This window comes from Sphingobium sp. B8D3A (genome assembly GCF_025961995.1).
Classification (GTDB): Bacteria; Pseudomonadota; Alphaproteobacteria; order Sphingomonadales; family Sphingomonadaceae; genus Sphingobium.
On the sequence record NZ_JAOQOS010000001.1, the window covers coordinates 3,329,073 to 3,347,180 of the forward strand.

Sequence of the window (18,108 nt, forward strand, 5' to 3'; positions counted from 1 at the left end):
GGGCTAGCTTTCCGCAACTGCCGTGCTCCGGCGAAGGCAGGAGCCTAGGGCCTAACGGACGAACTTAGCCGCCCTGGGCTCCTGCCTTCGCAGGAGCGCGGTAGGGGTGGGACGCTACCGCGCCACAAAAGCCCCCTTAGCACGATCCTTCACCACCTGATCCGCACGGAACACCGTGCCATTCATGGTGATGTAAACGCCCGGCGGGGCGATCTGCGCCGTCGCGAAGGCCATGCCGAGATTGAAGGTGGCGTCGCTCTCCGAGAAGCGCGCCGGGGCCAGCGCGCCCACCAACACAATGGTCTTGCCCGATATGCCCGCCAGTGCAGCGGCCGTGTCCGTCATCGTATCCGTGCCGTGGGTGATAACGATGCGCTCGGCGGGCGAGGCCGCAACCCGCGCCGCGATCAGCGCGCGATCATCGGCGGTCAGCTCCAGACTGTCCTTGCGGGTCACTTCCTCGATCTCGATCGGCAGCTTCACCCGCGCGATCTCCAGCAGGCGCGCGAGGATCGACTCGCCGATCTGATATTCGCTCAGCGCATCGAAATAGAGCTTGTCGATTGTGCCGCCGGTGGTGAGCACATGGATGCGCGGATTTGTCTGGGTCATGCCCGCGCTTATAACCGGCCAGCGCCGCCTTGTCCTGCTTGCGCGGCGGAGCAGTGGCCCGTAGAAGCCGGCTATGATCCTCGTCATCGACAATTATGACAGCTTCACCTGGAATCTCGTCCATTATCTGATGGAGCTGGGCGCGCAGGTCGAGGTGGTGCGCAACGATGCCATGTCCGCCGGGCAGGCGCTGTCCTCAGGCGCGGAAGCCTTTCTGCTTTCGCCCGGGCCCTGCACGCCCAATGAAGCCGGGATCAGCCTCGATCTCGTCGCGGCCTGCGCCGATGCCGGCAAGCCGCTGCTCGGCGTGTGCCTGGGCCATCAGACGATCGGCCAGCATTTCGGCGGCAAGGTGGTGCGCGGCGGCCTGATGCACGGCAAGACATCACCGGTCACGCATGACGGCACCGGGCTGTTCGAGGGCCTGCCCTCGCCCTTCACCGCCACGCGCTATCACTCGCTGATCGTCGAGGACATTCCCGATTGCCTGCTGGTCAATGCCACCAGTGAAGATGGATCGGTGATGGCGTTCCGCCACGCGAGCCTGCCCATCCACAGCGTGCAGTTCCACCCGGAGAGCATCGCGACCGAACACGGCCACGCGATGCTGGCCAATTTCATGCGTCTCGCCGGAATGCTGGTGACCGCGCGCGCAACGGCCTGACCCGAAACCGTTCGTCCCGTTTGAGGGAACGCCCATTTATCTCCCACGTTGGTCGGCCATCATGCGAATGCGCCGCAACAGTGGAGACTATAGGTGAAAATCGACCCTGCGGCCGCGCTCGCCTTGGCCCTTCTACTAGCGGCCTGCAGCGGTCGCGATGACGCGGCCAATCAGCATCCCGATGAGCCTGCCGTCCAGCTGATCGCCCATCCCGGCTCTCAAGCCGCCAAGGGCAAGGCCGCGCTGAATCTGACCGAACGCGAACTGCTCGATGCCGAACTGGTCGATACCGACGGCACCGAACTGGGCGATGTGATCGCCCTGAAGCGCGGCCCCGGCGGTGCTGTCGAAGGGCTGGTGATCGCGGTCGAAGGCAGCATGCCCGAGCAGCATGTCTATCTCCCCCTCGATGGTCTCGCGCCCCTACGCGAGGGCGATGACTGGACGATCGTCACGAGCCTCACCCCTGCGCAGATCGCCGCGCTGCCCAAGGCCAATCCTGACCCGCCGACCGGCCAGCCCGCAGCTGCCACCGCCGGTTCGGCGCCGTCTCACGGAGCAGCCAACGTCCGTTGAGGGCAAGCGCCGGCCACGTCTGGCACCCGCGACAATCCACCTAATATTAACGCCGGGCTGATAGGACGCCCCTGTCCGATCCCGGTGCGGCTGCCATGGTTGCCGCTTGTTCACGGTCCAGCGGCGAGTTAATAGGTGCCACAAAGTACGACAAGCCGATCCATGTTGCTCGACAAGATGAGGGGGATGCTCAGGCAGCCGATGGCCGGGCATATACTGGCCGCAATCTTCCCGCCGCACATGTAATGATTTGTAGGCATCTTGCCTCACCCACTGCTTTCTAGGATGACAGGCTCGATCGGGGGATCGCCGGGCCTTCAACCGAGAACCGATTTTTACCACTTCACGCTTGTTCTGGAGACTATGGATGTCACTGCTGAGGAACGTCTCGCTCGTTGCGCTCGCTTCCCTTTCCCTCACGATCGCCGGCTGCGAGAAAAAAGCCGAAGGTCAGGTCGTGGCCGTGGTCAATGGTGAGGAAATCACCCTGACCGAACTGAACGCCGAGATCGCCGATCTCAACGTCCCTGCCAGCGCCGACAAGGACATGGTGCGCAGCCGCGTGCTGCAGCGCATGGTCGACCGCCGGCTGCTGGTGCAGGCCGCCAAGGAAGCCGGGCTGGACCGCGACCCGGAATATCTGACGCAGGAGCGCCGGATGCGCGAGCAGCTGCTCGTCAACCTGTACGGCCGCAAGACGATGGACACGGTGAAGGTCCCGGATAACGCCGCCATCGACAAATATATCAGCGAGCGCCCCAACGCCTTCGCGCAGCGCAAGCGCTTCGCCCTCGAGCAGCTGCAGATGGATCCGCCGTCCAAGCCGGATGGCCTCAAGGAGCTGGAAACCGCCAAGACGCTCGATGAGGTCGCATCCCGCCTGACAGCCATGGGCATCGCCTTCGAGCGTGGCCGGGGCTCGCTCGACACCGCCGTGATCGATCCGCAGATGCTGGCCCGCATCGAGGCGCTGCCCCCGGGCGAGCCATTCATCGTGCCGGCCAATGGCAAGCTGGTCGTGAGCGTGATCACCGGCAGCGAAGCGACCCCGGTTCCGCAGGAGCAGGCCCGCCAGATCGCCGCGCAGGCCATGCGCAACGAGGAGCTGAACAAGATCGGCGAATCGCGCCTGAAGGAAGCCAAGGCCAAGGCCAAGATCGAGTATCAGCCGGGCTATGCACCCAAGGACGATGCCAAGGCCGCCGGCGCCCTGCCCGCCGCCAAGTAACGGCGAGGCGTTTTCCGCACGATATGAGGAGAGGAGGCACCAGCCTCCTCTCCACCCCCTCGAAGCGTCGACGCGCCAGTCGCCAGACGCGGGAATGAAGGCATGATGATCCTCGACTCTCTGGCTTGGCTCATCATTGCCATACCCGTGCTCCTGCTGGCCGTGCTGGCCGTGGAGCTGGCCCTGGGCCTGATCGCCGGCCGCCCGGCAAGGCCGCGCACTGCCGCCCCCCATAGCGCCATCATCCTCATGCCCGCCCATAATGAGGCCGCCGGCATTGCCCGTACCATCGCGCTGCTCCAGCCGGCGCTGGATGTGCATATCCGCCTCATCGTCATTGCCGACAATTGCACGGACGACACCGCCGCCGCCGCGCGCGCGGCCGGGGCACAGGTTATCGAGCGCAATGACCCCAGCCAGCGCGGCAAGGGCCATGCGCTGGCCTTCGGTCGGGATTGGATCAAGGCTGCGACAGACACCGCGCCGCCGGATTGTATTGTGGTGCTGGACGCCGACTGCGAAATCGACGGTGCGTCGCTGCGCGCGCTGATCGACGCGACCTGCGCCAGCCATCGCCCGGTGCAGAGCTGCTACCTGCTCCGCTCGGCCGCCGATGACGGGGCGATGACGCAGATTTCCAACTTTGCGATGCTCATCAAGAATCGCGTTCGCCAGCGCGGCGCCTCGATTCTGGGATCGCCCGCCATTCTCGGCGGCACCGGCATGGCCTTCCCATGGGCCCTGATCGAATCGGCGCCGCTGGCGACGAGCCACCTGGTCGAAGACCTTGTGCTCGGCCTCCATTTCGCGCGAGCGGGCGCAGCGCCCCTCTATCTGGAGGCCGCGACGACCTGGAGCGACCCAGCGAGCCAGAGCGACACGCTTACGCAGCGGGCGCGCTGGGAGCATGGCTATATCCAGACCGCCCTGCAGCAAGGCGCGCCGGTCGTGCTTGAAGGCGTGGCCAAGGCCAGGCCCAGCCTCGCCTGGTTCGGCCTGAGCCTGCTCGTGCCGCCGCTGGCCCTGTTGATGAGCCTGAGCCTGATCGCGCTTGTGGTGAGCGCCGGGCTCGCGCTGCTGGGCGCCACCGCTGCCGCGCCTGCTACGCTGGCGGGTCTGTTGACGCTGGTCGCGCTGCTACTAGCCCTCGCCTGGATGCGCGACGGGCGCGACACGGTCTCGGCGGCAACGCTAGCGCGCATCCCGCTCTACATTCTGTGGAAAGTCCCCGTCTATCTGCGGCTGGTCAAGAAGCGCGAGACCGAATGGGTGCGCACGCGCCGCAAAGGCGAGTGATGAAGCGAGGCGCCAAACCGGTGCCCTGAACCGCTCAACAGCCTCGCATTGATGATCTTTCAACTTGCATTGGCCGCCGCAAAGCGCGCTATGATGGCGCAACGCCAGCAGGTGAAGGAGAGGGCATGACGGGAACGAGCGAAGCGACGAGCGCGCGCGGCTGGGGTGGGTTCCTGCTGATCCTCATCGCGCTGATGGTCGAAGGCTTCGACTTGCAGGCCGCCAATTTCGCCGCGCCCTCCATCCTGGAAGATTTTGGCGTAAGCCGCGCCGAGATCGGACCGCTGCTCTCCGCCAGCCTGTTCGGCGTGCTGATCGGCGCCGTGTTCATCGGGCCGCAGGGCGACCGGCTGGGCCGCCGGACGATCTTGATCAGTTGCTGCATCGGCTATGGCATCATGTCGCTGGTGGGCGCGCTGGCGACGAACCTCACGCAACTCATCGTGCTGCGCTTTCTCATCGGGATCGGCCTTGGCGCCGTGCTGCCCAATGCGTTGGCGCTGGCCGGCGAACTGGCGCCGCGCAAATATCTCGCGCGGGCGACGGCGCTGGTCGGCATCGGCATCACCTTTGGCGGGGTGCTTGCCGGCATCGCTGCCGCCAAGCTGCTTGCGCCTTATGGCTGGCAGAGCTTGTTCATCCTCGGCGGTCTCCTGCCCATCGCAATTGCGGCGCTGCTCTGGATCGGCTTGCCGGAAAGCCCGGTGCTCAACCGCGCACAGCACCCTGCACCGGGCGAGCGCGGGCTTTCGGCCATTCTTTCCCCTGCTCAGCGCGCCCGCACGATCGCGATCTGGATCATCTTCGCGCTGGTGCTGATGGTCGTCTATCTGGTGAGCGGCTGGGTGCCCCTGCTGGTCAAGGATCAGGGCTATTCGACGACCACCGCCTCGTGGATCGCCACCGGCACCCATGCCGGCGGTGTGGTCGGCGGTGTGGTCGCCAGCCTGTTGCTGGTGCGCCGCAACTGGTCAGTCGTGGCGCTGTTCGCAGGGCTTGGCGCGCTTACCCTGGCGATCATCACCGTGCATGATTGGGGCATTGTCGGCCTCACCGTGTTGCTCGTGCTGGTCGGCCTGTTCAGCACCGGCACGCAGAATGGCCTCAATGGCTCATGCGGCGCCACCTATCCCGCGACCATGCGCGCCTCCGGCCTTGGCTGGGCGCTCGGCATGGGGCGCGTTGGCTCGATCGCCGGGCCGCTGGTCGGCTCGCTTGCGGTGCTGCTCGGCCTTTCGGCGCCGCGCACCTTCTTCATCCTGCCGGTGATTCCGCTGGTGATCGCGGCCGCGCTGGCGCTCTGGCTCGCCCGCCGGACCGGCCCCGCCGCGCCCGAGACCAGCGCTCAGGACAGCCCGGCTCCCCTTTCCGCCCCCATCATGGAGACTGCCCGATGACGAAGATGCGCAAGATCGCCACCGAAGAAGCCTGGTCGATCCCCGAGGTCGCTCATGCCCTGCGGGATGTGACGCGCGGGCCATCGCAAAGCCTCGACAAGCTGCTCGTCGGCGGCATCTACGATCCGCCCGAAAATGCGACCGGCTATGCGGCGATGAACTTCCTCGATGGTCTGCTGGATATCGAGGAAAAGCGCCTGCCGGAGATGGACGCGCTGGGCGTGGACATGCACCTGCTCTCGCTCACCGCGCCGGGCGTGCAGATGTTCGATGCCGACACGGCGACCGATCTGGCCGCGCTCGCCAATGACCGGCTGGCCGAGATCTGCCGCAAGCGCCCCGACCGCTTCGCCGGCCTCGCCAGCTTCGCCCCCCACAGCCCCAAGCGCGCGGCAAAGGAAATGGAGCGGGCGATCAATGATCTGAAGCTCAACGGCTTCATCCTCAACAGCCACACCCATGGCGAATATCTGGACGATCCCAAATATTGGCCCTGCCTCGAAGCCGCCGAAGCGCTCGATGCCTGCATTTACATCCACCCGCGCGCCGCCTCCGACACGCTGAAGGGGCCGTTGCAGGATTACGGCATGGACAGCGCCATGTGGGGCTATGGCGTCGAGGTCGGCACGCATGTCGTGCGGATGATGGCCAGCGGCGTGTTCGATGCCTTCCCCAAGCTCAAGATCTGCATCGGCCATATGGGCGAGGCGATTCCCTTCTGGATCTGGCGCATCAATTTCATGAACACCCGCGCCCAGAAGATCAGCCGCGCGCCGAAGACGAAGCTGAGCATCGCGGAATATTTCCAGCGTAACTTTGTGGTGACGACGAGCGGCGTCGAGGACCCGCTGGCGCTACGCTACACTATCGACAAGCTCGGCATCGATAATGTGCTCTGGGCGATCGATTACCCTTATCAGCCGCAGCAGCCGGCGGTGGATTTCATGGATGCGGCGCCGGTGACGGAGGCGGAGCGCCACGCGCTGTACCACGGCAATGCCGAGCGCATCTTCCACATCGCGCCGCTCAGCGACTGACGGCGACTGACTAAACCTAGCAAAAGGGGCCGGACGTCATCGACGTCCGGCCCCTTTTTGTGGTCACAGTCCGGTCAGAAATCGACGGACAGAGACGCCTTGTAGGTGCGCGGCGCGCCCTGCAGGAGTTGGGGGCTGAACGCATCGAAGGCGGAAGCCCAGTACCGTTCATTGGCGACGTTATCGACGTTGAAGCGGAAAGTGACCGGCTGCGAACCCAGCACCGCCACATAGCGCGCACCAAGATCGACGCGCGTCCACTCGGGCAGGCGCAGGGTGTTGGCATTGTCTGCCATCTGTTTGCCGGTGTGGACGACGCGTCCGGTGAGCGTGAGGCCGGGGACAAATGCGGTGTCCCATTCAAGCCCGGCATTGACGAGATAGTCCGGAATGCCCGGCACGTTGTTGCCTTCATTGACGCCATTCAGCGTCTCGCGGAACTTGGCTTCATTCACCGAGGCACCGGCAATGAGGTACAGGCCCTTCGTCACTTCGCCATCTAGCGAGACCTCAATGCCCCGATTGCGCTGTTTGCCATAGGCGCCGTAGCGCAGCAGGCCCGACCCTTCCGGATCAGGAATCGCATAAGCGCTGGGCTTTTCGGTCTGGTAGAAGGCGAGTGAAGCCGCGATGCCGCCGATGTTGAGCTTGCCGCCAAACTCATATTGGGTGGACTTGAACGGCGCCAGCACCTCGCCACGATTGATGACGGCCGCCTCGTTCGGCGCGGTGGCGCCGCGCTGCAGGCCCTCGATGCGGTTCGCGAAGAGCGACAGGCCCTCCACCGGCTTGATGACGAGACCAGCGACCGGGGTCAGCTCGCTTTCGTCATAAGTGTCATCCAAGCTTCCGTCCCCTGTGGAGTAGGTACGAACCTTGATTGCCTGAATGCGCACGCCTCCCGTCAGCAATATCCGATCCTCCCAGAAGCCGAGCGTATTTGATGCAAATACGCTCGCCAGACGGCTGCGCTCGATCGGATAGGGATCATTGATATCGCCACCGGCGAACGTCACCGCCGAGGATCGGGGAAGCACGACCGGATTGTAGATGTTGGTCATGCCGCTCGACGTATAAAACTCGTAAGCATTGCGATTGGTGAGCCAGTTCACCGAGCCGCCGATATTGGCCTGACTGCTCACAACATCATTGCCGAACTTGGCGCGCAGGCCGGCCTGAACGCTCTCATTGTTATCGGTGCGGGGGATGTACGAACTCGAATAATCCGCAGCGCCGGTGGCGGCGTCCGCCACCGTGATGCTGCCGTAGATGCCATGCTCGCTGCTGTCGCGCGCGCCGGCCGAGGCATAGAACAGCACGTCGTCGGCGAGGTCGTATTCCAGCTTGGCGATGCCGAAAATGTCGCGCGCCGTGGTATAGGTCCATGGCTGGGCATAGTTGGTGTCGGCAGCGGGTACGGCCGGAATGGCGCCGGCGAACCGCAGCTTGGGCCGCAGGCCGCGCACATGCATCCGCTGATAGGCCACATCCAGCGACATGCGCAGCGGCCCGGAACTATAGTCGAACGCGCCGCCGACCAGATAGGTGCTGCGGAACTCGTCGTCGATAGCGACATCGCCGCGCCGAGCCACGGCATTCAGGCGCACGCCGAACGCGCCGTCGCCAAAGCGCTGGCCGACATCGAGGCTGCCGCCGAAATGCTCGCTGGAGGTATAGTTCAGCGTCGCGCGCTTCAGGCCGTCCGCCGTTGCCCGCTTGGGGACGAGGTTGACGCTGCCGCCAAGGCCGCCACCGCCGGGCGCCGCGCCGTTGAGAAAGGCGCTCGCGCCGTTCAGCACCTGCACCGACTCGTAAAGCTCCGGCGCGACGAGCTGGCGGGGGACGATGCCATAGAGGCCGTCAAAACCGACATCGTCGCTGGCCAGCGTAAAGCCGCGAATGACGAACACTTCCTGCGCGTTGCCAAAGCCGTAGGTCGTGCGGACCGAGGGATCGTTCTCCAGCACCTGTCCCAGCGTCTGCGGCTGCTGGTTGAGGATGAGCGCCGCGTTATAACTCTTCACGCTGAACGGCACATTCTCGGCCGGCTGATTGCCGAGCACGCCGACGCTCCCCTCGCGGCTCACCTGCGTGCGATTTTCGCGCTGCGCCGTGACGATGATCTCGCTGGCCTCCTGCGCCGCAGCAGGCGCGGCTACGGCAGCGGCCGAAGCGATCAGCGCAGCTTTCAACATTTGGCTGGAACGATGGAAATTCATGCGTCTTTTCCCTTTGAAACGCGCTTGCATGCGCGGCTTGTTCTCATGATCGGCGATATCGGAAAGCCCAGAGGGTGGCGGCGAGCGGCGCGGCCAGCGCGATCCAGGACAAAGCGTCGGCCCAGCCATCGCCGGTCAGCGCGCTGACCAGACCGACGATGCTGAGCAGGGCGAGGGCGAGCGGCATCGCGAAGATGCGGCCGAGCGGCGTGCGGCGGCTCATTCGGCTGGCGCCACAAGGCCGCCGCTCTCGACCTCCCGCACACGGGCCGCCAGCGGGGCGCGACGCTTGCCGAGCCAGAGGTAGAGGCCCGAGCCCAGCACGACGATGGTGAACAGCGTCAACGCCGCCCACAGCAGCTTGAGCGGCAGCCCGCCATAATCGCCAAAGTGCAGCGGCTGCGAATAGAGCAAGGCCAGCGTGTACCAGGGCATTGGCCGCACATCGGTCAGTTCGCCGGTCTCGGCATCGATGAGCGCCGGGGTGAGCGCGCGCTGGGTGAGCGGCGTGTTACCCTGGAAGAAAACCGCATAATGGTGCTTGCTGCTGTACGAGCCGCCGGGAAAGGCGATGAATTGGGGATTGTTGCCGGGCAACGCCTGCCGGGCGGCGGCCATGGCCTTGTCCAGCGAACCATAGCGCTCGGGCGGCAAGGCCGGGCGACCGGCATAAGCACCGGTCATCTCGGCCAGTTCGCTCATCTGCCACACCTTGATGATGGGCGTCGCGAGCGCGTTGATGACCCCGGTCAGGCCCACGACACTCATCCAGGCCAGCGCCACGATGCCGAGCAGATTATGATAATCCAGCCATTTGAGCCGGCGACTGCGGCTGACCCGGATCGTCCCGAACTCCAGCTTGCGCATGAAGGGCGCATAGAGAACCACGCCGGAGACGATTGCGGCGAAAAACAGCACGCCCATCGCGCCGAGGAACAGCATGCCCGGCAGGCCCAGGAACATGTCGGTATGGAGCTGCAGGAGGAAGTGCATCACGCCCTCCTCGACCACTTGCCCCGCCGGCTCCCCGGTCACGCGGTTGAAGAGCTGGATGGTCATGGCACTGCCCGGCGAATCCGGTGCCGGGGCAGTGGTGACCGTGAGAATCGGCGTCTCATTGTCGAAGGCCATGAATACCGGCACCTCGCCCGGTCGTGCGGCCAGTGCCTTGCCGAGCATGACGTCCAGCGGCTGCAGGCCCGGCCCGTCGCCGGACGAGCCCGCCCCCTGCATCGCCGGTGCCTCCCCGGTCATCACCTCGATTTCGTCATGGAAAATCAACGGCAAGCCGGTCAGGCAGAGCATCAGCAGGAACGCCGTGCAAATCAGGCTCGTCCATTTATGGACGAGATACCAGATGCGGAGACTGCGCGTTCTCAACGAGACACAAACCTTGATATTGCGAGCGATTTGCATGGGCGCTTAATAGGAAGCCCTCGCAATTGCAACATGAGCCGGCGGCAATTCGGCGCATAAGCCCTGCGTCGATTGGCGCGGACGGGTTGTCGCGCGAACAGCACAGCCAACCAGCCCTTGCCCCCACGCTGTCCATGGCTATGACGGCGCGGTGACCTCTTCAATCGTGATCGGGACGGATGCGCACGGCGCGCCGGTGCCCATGGACATGGAAGAACTGCTGGCCACCCGGCTGCTCGTTCAGGGCAATAGCGGGTCCGGAAAGTCGCATCTGCTGCGCCGGATGCTGGAAGAAAGCGCCGGCCTGCTGCAGCAGGTGGTGATCGACCCGGAAGGCGATTTCGTCACGCTGGCCGAGCCGTTCGGCCATATCGTCATCAACGGCGCGGCGCATAATCCCGGCGAGATCGAGACGCTGGCGGCCAAGGTCCGGGCGCGCCGCGCCTCCGTGGTGCTGGCGTTGGACGAGCTGGAGCTGGAAGCGCAGATGCGCTGCGCCGCTCAGTTCATCGCCGCCTTGTTCGATGCGCCCCGCGAGCATTGGTATCCCGCTCTGGTGGTGGTCGACGAGGCCCAGATGTTCGCCCCGGCCGCCGCTGGGGAAGTGGCTGACGACATCCGCCGCATGTCGCTCGCGGCGATGACCAACCTGATGTGCCGAGGCCGCAAGCGCGGCCTCGCCGGCGTGATCGCCACCCAGCGCCTTGCCAAGCTGGCGAAGAATGTGGCGGCGGAAGCCTCGAACTTCCTGATGGGGCGCACCTTCCTCGACATCGACATGGCGCGCGCCGCCGACCTGCTCGGCATGGAACGGCGGCAGGCCGAGCAGATCCGCGACCTAGAGCGCGGGCGCTTCCTCGCGCTCGGCCCGGCGATCAGCCGCCGCCCCGTTTCCGTGAGGATCGGCGCGGTGAAGACCAGCGCACGGACCTCTTCCCATTCCCTCATTCCCCTGCCCGGCGAGCCGACCAGCGACCTTGAGGATCTGCTCGCGCCGCAACCTGGCGAGGAGCAGCCCGAACTGTTCGCCGCGCTGATCGCGCCGCCCCCGGCCGTCGACAACAGCGCCCGGCTGGAGCGCGAAGACCCGCCCACTGCCGAGGGCCCCTTGTCTGTGGATGAAGAGTCGGCCGTCGAGACAGCCAGTCCTGCCGCCACCGAGACGCCGGACCGCCCTGCCCGCGAGCCGGTGATCCGCGCGGTTTTGGCCGACATGGCTGCGGAAGAAGACTGCACCTATCGCTCGACCGCCGCGCTATTCCAGGATTTCGCGGTGCGCTGCCGGATGCAGCGGATCGGCAATCCCGGCATCGATCTGCTCAGCTTTCGCCGGCGCTTCGCGGTCGCCGTGGCGGGTGGCGAGGAGGATGAAGACCCGCGCTGGCAGGCCGCGCTCGCGCTCTCCAGCCGGGTGCAGGACGATGTGCTCGCGCCGTTCCTGCTCATCGCCCGCGCCGCAATCAAAGGGCAGCCCTGCCCCGACGACGAAGCGCTGGCCCGCGCCTATGGCACGCGCTCGGTAGGTCGAATCCGGCGGTTGCTGGATTATCTGGAGAAGGGTGACCTCATTGTCGTGCGGACCGACTTCGGTGGGCGGCGCTCGGTTGGCATTCCCGAACTCGGACTGACCACCGCCCCCGCTGAAGGCTGACCGCCGCCAGGATGGCGCTAAGCAGCGGCTGGCGGAGACTTTTGCATCGCCTCATAGGCCCGGCGCAGCAGTTGCTGCAGCGTCTTCACCTCTTCCTCAGACAAGGCATCATGAATCGGCTGCTCGACGTCCTGGGCGCGGGCGATCATCTGCGCGGCAAGGCGCTGGCCTTCGGGCGTGAGCGACAGCGTGTTGCGCCGCCGGTCCCGCGTCGAGCGCATCCGGCGGGCAAGACCGCGGGCTTCCAGATCGTCGATGATCGCCACCATCGCCGAGTCGTCCATCGCGACTTCCCGCGCGATTTCGGATTGGGAGCAATCGGGATTCGCCTCGATCAGTGCCATGGTGGAGAGGGCGCCGTGGCGCAGACCGAATGACGAATAGACGTCCACGATCCGCACCGACAGCTCATTCCGTAACAGCCGAACGACTGTGCCTACTGCCTGATCGAGCGCACCCCAGTTCAGGCCGGTCTCCTCCGGCCGCTTCCCGTCTTTCATAACACTCCCCTTCGACCCGGTGCCTTATTGGCTTGCCGCTGTGTAACTTATAGCAATGATTGTGGTGCCCGACTATTTGGATCGTCGATTACTGGGGGCTACTCAAAAAAGGCGATGCTGCGGCATTCGATGCTCTCGCGCGGCACCGCGTTGGGCAGGCTGTCATCCCAGAATGCCGTATGCGGTACCCGCCAGGCGCCGCTGCGGTCGCTATCGTGGAATTTGAACAGCAGGGCTTCGTCCCGCACCATGTTGGAGAAATACCACCAGCGGTGAGCGGGATTGTGCCGGAAGATGTGCGCAGCCGGTTGGCGATCATCGTCCATCGGCGCGAACATGGCGTCGCCTTCGGGGATCTTGTCGACGATCCACAGGATATTGGTGGTGCCCTCATCATCGCCGACACTGCGCGCATCGCACAGGGCCAGCGGACAATCCTGTGGCGGCGGCGAATAGCTGCGCCAGAAGCTGGAGACGATGAACCGGCGGAACCCCGGCCCGTCCGGACGGGCCTTGCGATAGGCGATCTCGGCGGCGCGCTGCTGCCGGGCGGGGTCGGTATCGACATGCACCTCGCCAGCAGGCGGCTGCACGCCCTCGGCATGGCGATAGGGCGCATCCAGCTTCTTCTGCCGGCTGGCAAGATCGCCGGACGTGCGGATCATCCAGCCACCGACGACGACGAGATCGGCGCCGGTTGCCTGTTGGACATAGCGGGAGACCTCGCCCGGGTAGACGCGATTGACCTCATCCCGGTCGGTGAAATCGGCGACGTCACTCGGCGCATCGAGCAGCACGAAGCCCTGCCGATCGAGCGTAAAATGCGGACGGATGGCGCGCGCGTCGCGGATCGTGACGGGGAATGGCCCGTAGCGGCCGGTGTTCACCTCCACCCCGGCGGAGACGAACCGCCGATTGATCGCGGGGCCGGGCAGCAGATATTGAAGCTGCGCCTCGACGCTGCGCACCGTGGCTTCGGGATCCATGACCTCATTACTCATTATCTGCTCTCCTAAGCGACGCCCGACTCTTTTGCCGCACCATGGCAGGCTATCCCGCTCCCCCGCAAGCGCCTGCATCGGCAACTATTCTTCGGCGCCTCTTGGCGAACGCGCGCCCGCCTGTCATGGCTGGCGCGGGATGAGTTTGACTAACAATCCATCGGAGGGAGGAGCCAGCATAGCGTCGGACGACGCCGCGGCCTTGCGTCGCTCGCGGCTGGCCGCTGTCGTTCTGGCCGCGACGTCCTTCATGGTCGCCATTGATTTGATGGTACTACTGACCGCGCTGCCGCGCATGGCTCAGGACTTCGCCGTGCCGTTGACCCTGCTGAGCGCGACGATCACCATCTACATTCTCGTCACCGTGCTGGTACTGCCGATCAGCGACTGGGTGGGCAAGCGCTTCGGCACGCGCCGGGTCTGCACGCTTGCCATTCTTGGGTTCGTGCTGGCCTCGCTGGGGGCTGGCCTGTCGCCCAATCTTCCGGTCTTTCTGGCGATGCGGATGTGTCAGGCGGCCTTTGGCACCCTGATCGTGCCGGTGGGCAGCATCGCCCTGCTCAGCATCACGCCCAAACGCTACCTTGTCACGGCGATGACGATCAGTTCCACCCCGGCCCTGATCGCGCCGGTGATCGGCCCGCCCATCGGCGGCCTCATCACCACCTTTCTGGACTGGCGCTGGGTGTTCTTCCTGAACGTGCCCACAGGTCTCCTCGCCTTTGTCCTCACCCTGCGCTTCATCCCCAATATCCATGCTGTGGAGCGAAGGCCCTTTGACGGGCGCGGCTTTGTACTGGTCGGCGGGTTCCTCGCCTGCATCATTGCCGGGTTCGAGCGGCTGGGCGCCAAGGGCGGCGGCTGGCAGCAAGGGCTGCCGCTGATCGCGCTCGGGATTTTCCTGGGCTGGCTGTGCTGGCGACACATCCGCCGCGTGCCCCACCCGGTCGTTCCGCTCGATGCGCTGCGCCACCGCAGTTTCTTCGTTTCCACGATCGGCGCGGGAATGCCGGCGCGCACGGCCTTCATGGCGACGGCGTTCATCATCCCGCTGATGATGCAGGTCGGCCTCGGCCTCACCGCCTTTCAAGCCGGGCTGCTGCTGCTTGCCCAGAATGCCGGCGACCTGGCGCTCAAGGCGATCGCCACGCCCTCGGTACGGTGGCTCGGCATCCGGATGGCGCTGACCAGCGGGGTGGTGACCATGGCGCTCTCCTTTGCCGCCTGCGCGCTCCTGACCCCGACCATGCCCTTCTGGCTGCTGGTGGCGATCATGGTCTTCGTCGGCATGGCCCGCTCGGTCCACATGACCGCGATCATGGCGCTGCGCTTTGCCGACGTGCCGCAAAGCGAAGTCGGCGGCGCGACGGTGCTCGGCAATATCGCCAACCAGATTTCGCAGGCGCTGGCGATTTCCGCCGCGGCCGCCCTGCTCAACCTGCTCTCGCTTGGTGTCGCGGAACCGACCCTCGCCGATTTCCAGATCGCGATGCTGGTCTTTGCGGGCCTCGCGCTGGCCGCCGCGCCTTTCTATGCGCGCCTTGCGAAGGATACCGGCGCCGCCGTGACCGGGCGCGAGACGCGGGGCCTGCGCGCGATTCGCAGCGAGGAGGTTTAGATGAGTGCTACAGCCTCCGCGCGACCCCGCTGCTTTTCCGTCTGCGTCAAAGCGTGGCTCTATCTCAGTCAAAGCCTCGCTTCGGGCAAAAGGATAGTGAGCTTCCTAGCCAACGGACGGACGGGGCGCTCCATGAGAGCCTTGCGCCGCGTCGTCTGGCTGCCGGTCATTGCGTCCCAACGGCGAAAGCCGCCCGACCTTTCCGCCTGACAGAGGCGGGCAGGCGGCTCACGCGGGGACGAAGAAACGACCGGCAAAGCGAAGAGGAGGGGAGATTCACCAATGAACAAAGTTCGTCATAACCGCGCACGCACCGTGTCGCGCATGGCGCTGAGCGCCGGGACCATGTTGTCCGGCGTGCTGATGCTCGCAATGCCCGCAATGGCCCAGACTGCCGCGCCGCAGGGCGCCGCTGAGGGCAATGTCGACGACATCATCGTCACCGCGCAGATGCGCGCGCAGAATGTGCAGGACATTCCACTGGCAATCACCGCCATCAGCGGCGACCAGCTCGAAGCCCGCAGCCAGACGCGCCTAACCGACATCACCGCGCAGGCACCGAACGTCATCCTGCAGCAGAACCCCTCGGGCTCGGGCAACTCGATGCGCGCCTATATCCGTGGCGTCGGCCAGGGCGATGCCAGTCCCTCGGTGGAGCCAGGCGTGGGTATCTATGTCGACGATATCTATTTCGGCACCGTCACGGCCTCGGCCTTCGACTTGACCGACCTCGAGCGCGTCGAAGTGCTGCGCGGCCCGCAGGGCACGCTTGCCGGCATGAACTCGCTGGGCGGCGCGGTGAAGCTCTACTCGCGCAAGCCCGAAGGCCGAGGCGGCTATGTCGAACTGACCGCCGGCTCGCTCAACCGCCGCGACATCAAGGCGAGCGCCGACTTCACCGTGGTGCCCGATGCCGTGTTCGCCCGCATCACTGGCGTGTCACGCAACCGCGATGGCCATGTCACGCGCTACGATTATGCCTGTCTCAACCCCAACGATCCCTATGTGCAGCCGGGCACCAGCGTGGTGCAGCCGGGCGGCGCGGCGATCCCCAGCCTAGCATCGGGCGGCAATTGCAAGCTCGGCACGCTGGGCGGCCAGAGCATGTACGCCGTGCGCGGATCCTTGCGCATTGCGCCGGTGGGCAGCCCGCTGGAGATCAACCTGTCGGGCGATTACACCCACGACACCTCCACGACGCAGGCCTCCGTGCTCATCGCCAGCGCCGAGCTGACTGGGCGGCAAAATAACAGCATTCCCTATCAGGGCGCGCCGTTCGACAACCGCTTCGTGACCTACGGCCAGTATCGTCGCGCCGGCGCGGTGCTGAACGATCCCTATGCGACCTACGCCAACTTCTACGATCCGGGCGTGACCTATCGCGCGGCGACGACGGCGTCTGCGGGTGGCCCCGGCACGGCCGGCGCGCCCAATGGCCCAACCTATGCCGAACCCCTGAGCGGTGTGAAAGGCTGGGGCGTGTCCGCCGAGATCAACTACACGCTGGGCGACAATCTCGCGCTCAAGTCGATCACCGGCTACCGCAAATATGATTCGCGCAGCTCGGACGACAACGACAACTCGCCGATTGCCTTCATCGGCGGCGTCTACAGCGACTTCTCGCACAAGCAGTTCAGCCAGGAACTGCGCCTCTCGGGCAAGGTGCTGGACGATGCGATCTCCTTCACCATCGGCGGTTTCTATTATGATGCAGACACGCGCTATAACGCCCGCATCCACACGCCGTTCTCGGGCTTCGGCGAATATGCCGTTTCCCCCTGCGGTGGCGCGCTCCCGGCGTGCGTGATCGCCAAGCCGACCTTCTCGTTCATCAACGACGATACAGCCAGCCTGCGCACCTATGCCGGCTTCGGTAACGTTGCGTGGAACATCACGCCGGCCCTGACGCTGGAAGCCGGCATCCGCGTGAGCCACGAGAAGAAGGACTATCTCTACAACCGCCTCAACCCCAATGGGGTCGGCGACTATCTGCCGCTCAGCAACGCCACCAATCCGCTGACCGGCCAAGTGGGTACCTACAAGGAAACGCTGACCGACTATCGTGCGGCGCTCTCCTACAAGATCACGCCCGACATCATGGCCTATGCGCAGTTCGCGACCGGCTTCAAGGGTGGCGGCGTGGCACCCCGTCCGTACAGCTTCCAGCAGATCCGCCCGTTCGGCGCGGAAAAGCTGAAGTCATATGAAATCGGTATCAAGGCGGACCTGTTCGACCGGCTGCTGCGGATCAACGCCAGCGGCTTCCGCATGGACTATACCGACTATCAGGGCATTCCGCAGGTCTGCCTCGACTCCAACAACAATCCGCTCCCGGTCAACCAGGGCGGCGTACCCGGCCTGTGCGGCCAGTATCTGAATATCGGCGATGCCCGCGTGAACGGCTTCGAGCTGGAAACCACGCTGCGCCCGGTCGAGGGTTTCACCATCGACGGTTCGCTCAGCCTCACCGACTTCAAGTTCACCTCCATCAACTATCCCACGACCTCCATCGTCGTCGGCGCGAGCCGGCCCGGCGTGGGCAAGTGGAAGTGGAGCCTGGGCGCGCAGTATCAGGCTGATCTGGGTGATGTTGGCACGCTGACGCCGCGCATCGACGTCTCCTATACGGACGGCTATTGCGGCGACTTCCTCTGCACACCGATCGCCATCGTGGACAGCTACACGCTGGCCAATGCCCGCTTGACTTATGAGACTGTGGACAAGGACTGGTCGGTCGCGCTGGAAGTGACCAACCTGTTCGACAAGCTGGTCTACCTCAACAAGTTCACGAACGCCTGGTATGCGACGGCTCAGCCCGGCCTGCCGCGCCAGTGGGCCGTGACCGTGCGCCGCAAGTTCTGATCAAGCGGTGCGCAACACAGATTGATCCGAT

Annotated in this window: 15 protein-coding genes; 9 read left to right on the plus strand and 6 right to left on the minus strand. The window is 65.2% G+C overall.

Annotated features, from left to right (window positions below; all coding sequences use genetic code 11):
• Positions 1-114: 114 nt before the first annotated feature.
• Positions 115-612, minus strand: coding sequence for an asparaginase (locus M2342_RS15420; RefSeq protein ID WP_264579725.1), 498 nt, complete (start codon positions 610-612; stop codon positions 115-117).
• A 73-nt stretch (positions 613-685) separates the two neighbouring features.
• Between M2342_RS15420 and M2342_RS15425 the strand changes: the two genes are divergently transcribed.
• The 6 genes from M2342_RS15425 to M2342_RS15450 all read left to right on the plus strand — a co-directional run bounded on the left by M2342_RS15425 (position 686) and on the right by M2342_RS15450 (position 6,810).
• Positions 686-1,276: an anthranilate synthase component II gene (locus tag M2342_RS15425; RefSeq protein ID WP_264573574.1), complete on the plus strand. Its 591-nt coding sequence runs from the start codon at positions 686-688 to the stop codon at positions 1,274-1,276.
• 93 nt (positions 1,277-1,369) lie between these two features.
• Positions 1,370-1,852 carry a PRC-barrel domain-containing protein gene (locus tag M2342_RS15430; RefSeq protein ID WP_264579726.1) on the plus strand — a complete coding sequence of 161 codons (483 nt, stop codon included), beginning with the start codon at positions 1,370-1,372 and terminating at the stop codon, positions 1,850-1,852.
• 367 nt (positions 1,853-2,219) lie between these two features.
• Entirely contained in the window at positions 2,220-3,080 is an 861-nt protein-coding gene (locus tag M2342_RS15435; protein WP_264579727.1) for an EpsD family peptidyl-prolyl cis-trans isomerase, read from the plus strand.
• 102 nt (positions 3,081-3,182) lie between these two features.
• A complete protein-coding gene (locus M2342_RS15440; protein ID WP_264573576.1) occupies positions 3,183-4,376 on the plus strand; it encodes a glycosyltransferase family 2 protein in 1,194 nt (397 codons plus the stop codon).
• 125 nt (positions 4,377-4,501) lie between these two features.
• A complete protein-coding gene (locus M2342_RS15445) occupies positions 4,502-5,773 on the plus strand; it encodes an MFS transporter (RefSeq protein ID WP_264579728.1) in 1,272 nt (423 codons plus the stop codon).
• Positions 5,770-6,810 carry an amidohydrolase family protein gene (locus M2342_RS15450; RefSeq protein WP_264573578.1) on the plus strand — a complete coding sequence of 347 codons (1,041 nt, stop codon included), beginning with the start codon at positions 5,770-5,772 and terminating at the stop codon, positions 6,808-6,810. The genes M2342_RS15445 and M2342_RS15450 overlap by 4 nt, the downstream gene beginning before the upstream one ends.
• A 74-nt stretch (positions 6,811-6,884) precedes the next feature.
• On the opposite strand, the gene M2342_RS15455 is transcribed toward M2342_RS15450, so the two are convergent.
• Genes M2342_RS15455 through M2342_RS15465 form a run of 3 tightly spaced genes read right to left on the minus strand, consistent with a single transcriptional unit; the run spans position 6,885 to position 10,409 of the window.
• Complete coding sequence (locus M2342_RS15455; protein WP_264579729.1) at positions 6,885-9,029, minus strand: TonB-dependent receptor; 2,145 nt, start codon at positions 9,027-9,029, stop codon at positions 6,885-6,887.
• Positions 9,030-9,072: 43 nt separating this feature from the next.
• Entirely contained in the window at positions 9,073-9,252 is a 180-nt protein-coding gene (locus tag M2342_RS15460; protein ID WP_181560596.1) for a hypothetical protein, read from the minus strand.
• Entirely contained in the window at positions 9,249-10,409 is a 1,161-nt protein-coding gene (locus tag M2342_RS15465) for a PepSY-associated TM helix domain-containing protein (protein WP_264579730.1), read from the minus strand. Before M2342_RS15465 ends, M2342_RS15460 begins: the two co-directional genes overlap by 4 nt.
• 187 nt (positions 10,410-10,596) lie before the next feature.
• Here M2342_RS15465 and M2342_RS15470 point away from each other — a divergent pair, with 187 nt between their 5' ends.
• Positions 10,597-12,096, plus strand: coding sequence for an ATP-binding protein (locus tag M2342_RS15470; protein ID WP_264571269.1), 1,500 nt, complete (start codon positions 10,597-10,599; stop codon positions 12,094-12,096).
• A 17-nt stretch (positions 12,097-12,113) separates the two neighbouring features.
• Here M2342_RS15470 and M2342_RS15475 read toward each other — a convergent pair whose 3' ends face one another.
• Positions 12,114-12,596 carry a MarR family winged helix-turn-helix transcriptional regulator gene (locus M2342_RS15475; RefSeq protein WP_264571270.1) on the minus strand — a complete coding sequence of 161 codons (483 nt, stop codon included), beginning with the start codon at positions 12,594-12,596 and terminating at the stop codon, positions 12,114-12,116.
• A gap of 98 nt (positions 12,597-12,694) precedes the next feature.
• Positions 12,695-13,597 (minus strand): CmcJ/NvfI family oxidoreductase, encoded by a 903-nt coding sequence (locus tag M2342_RS15480; RefSeq protein ID WP_264579731.1) that lies wholly within the window; start codon positions 13,595-13,597, stop codon positions 12,695-12,697.
• Between the two features lie 202 nt (positions 13,598-13,799).
• Here M2342_RS15480 and M2342_RS15485 point away from each other — a divergent pair, with 202 nt between their 5' ends.
• Positions 13,800-15,215 (plus strand): MFS transporter, encoded by a 1,416-nt coding sequence (locus M2342_RS15485; RefSeq protein ID WP_264579732.1) that lies wholly within the window; start codon positions 13,800-13,802, stop codon positions 15,213-15,215.
• A gap of 282 nt (positions 15,216-15,497) precedes the next feature.
• The gene (locus M2342_RS15490; RefSeq protein ID WP_264579733.1) at positions 15,498-18,077 is read left to right on the plus strand and encodes a TonB-dependent receptor; all 2,580 of its coding nucleotides are present in this window, start codon (positions 15,498-15,500) and stop codon (positions 18,075-18,077) included.
• The last annotated feature ends 31 nt before the right edge of the window (positions 18,078-18,108 follow it).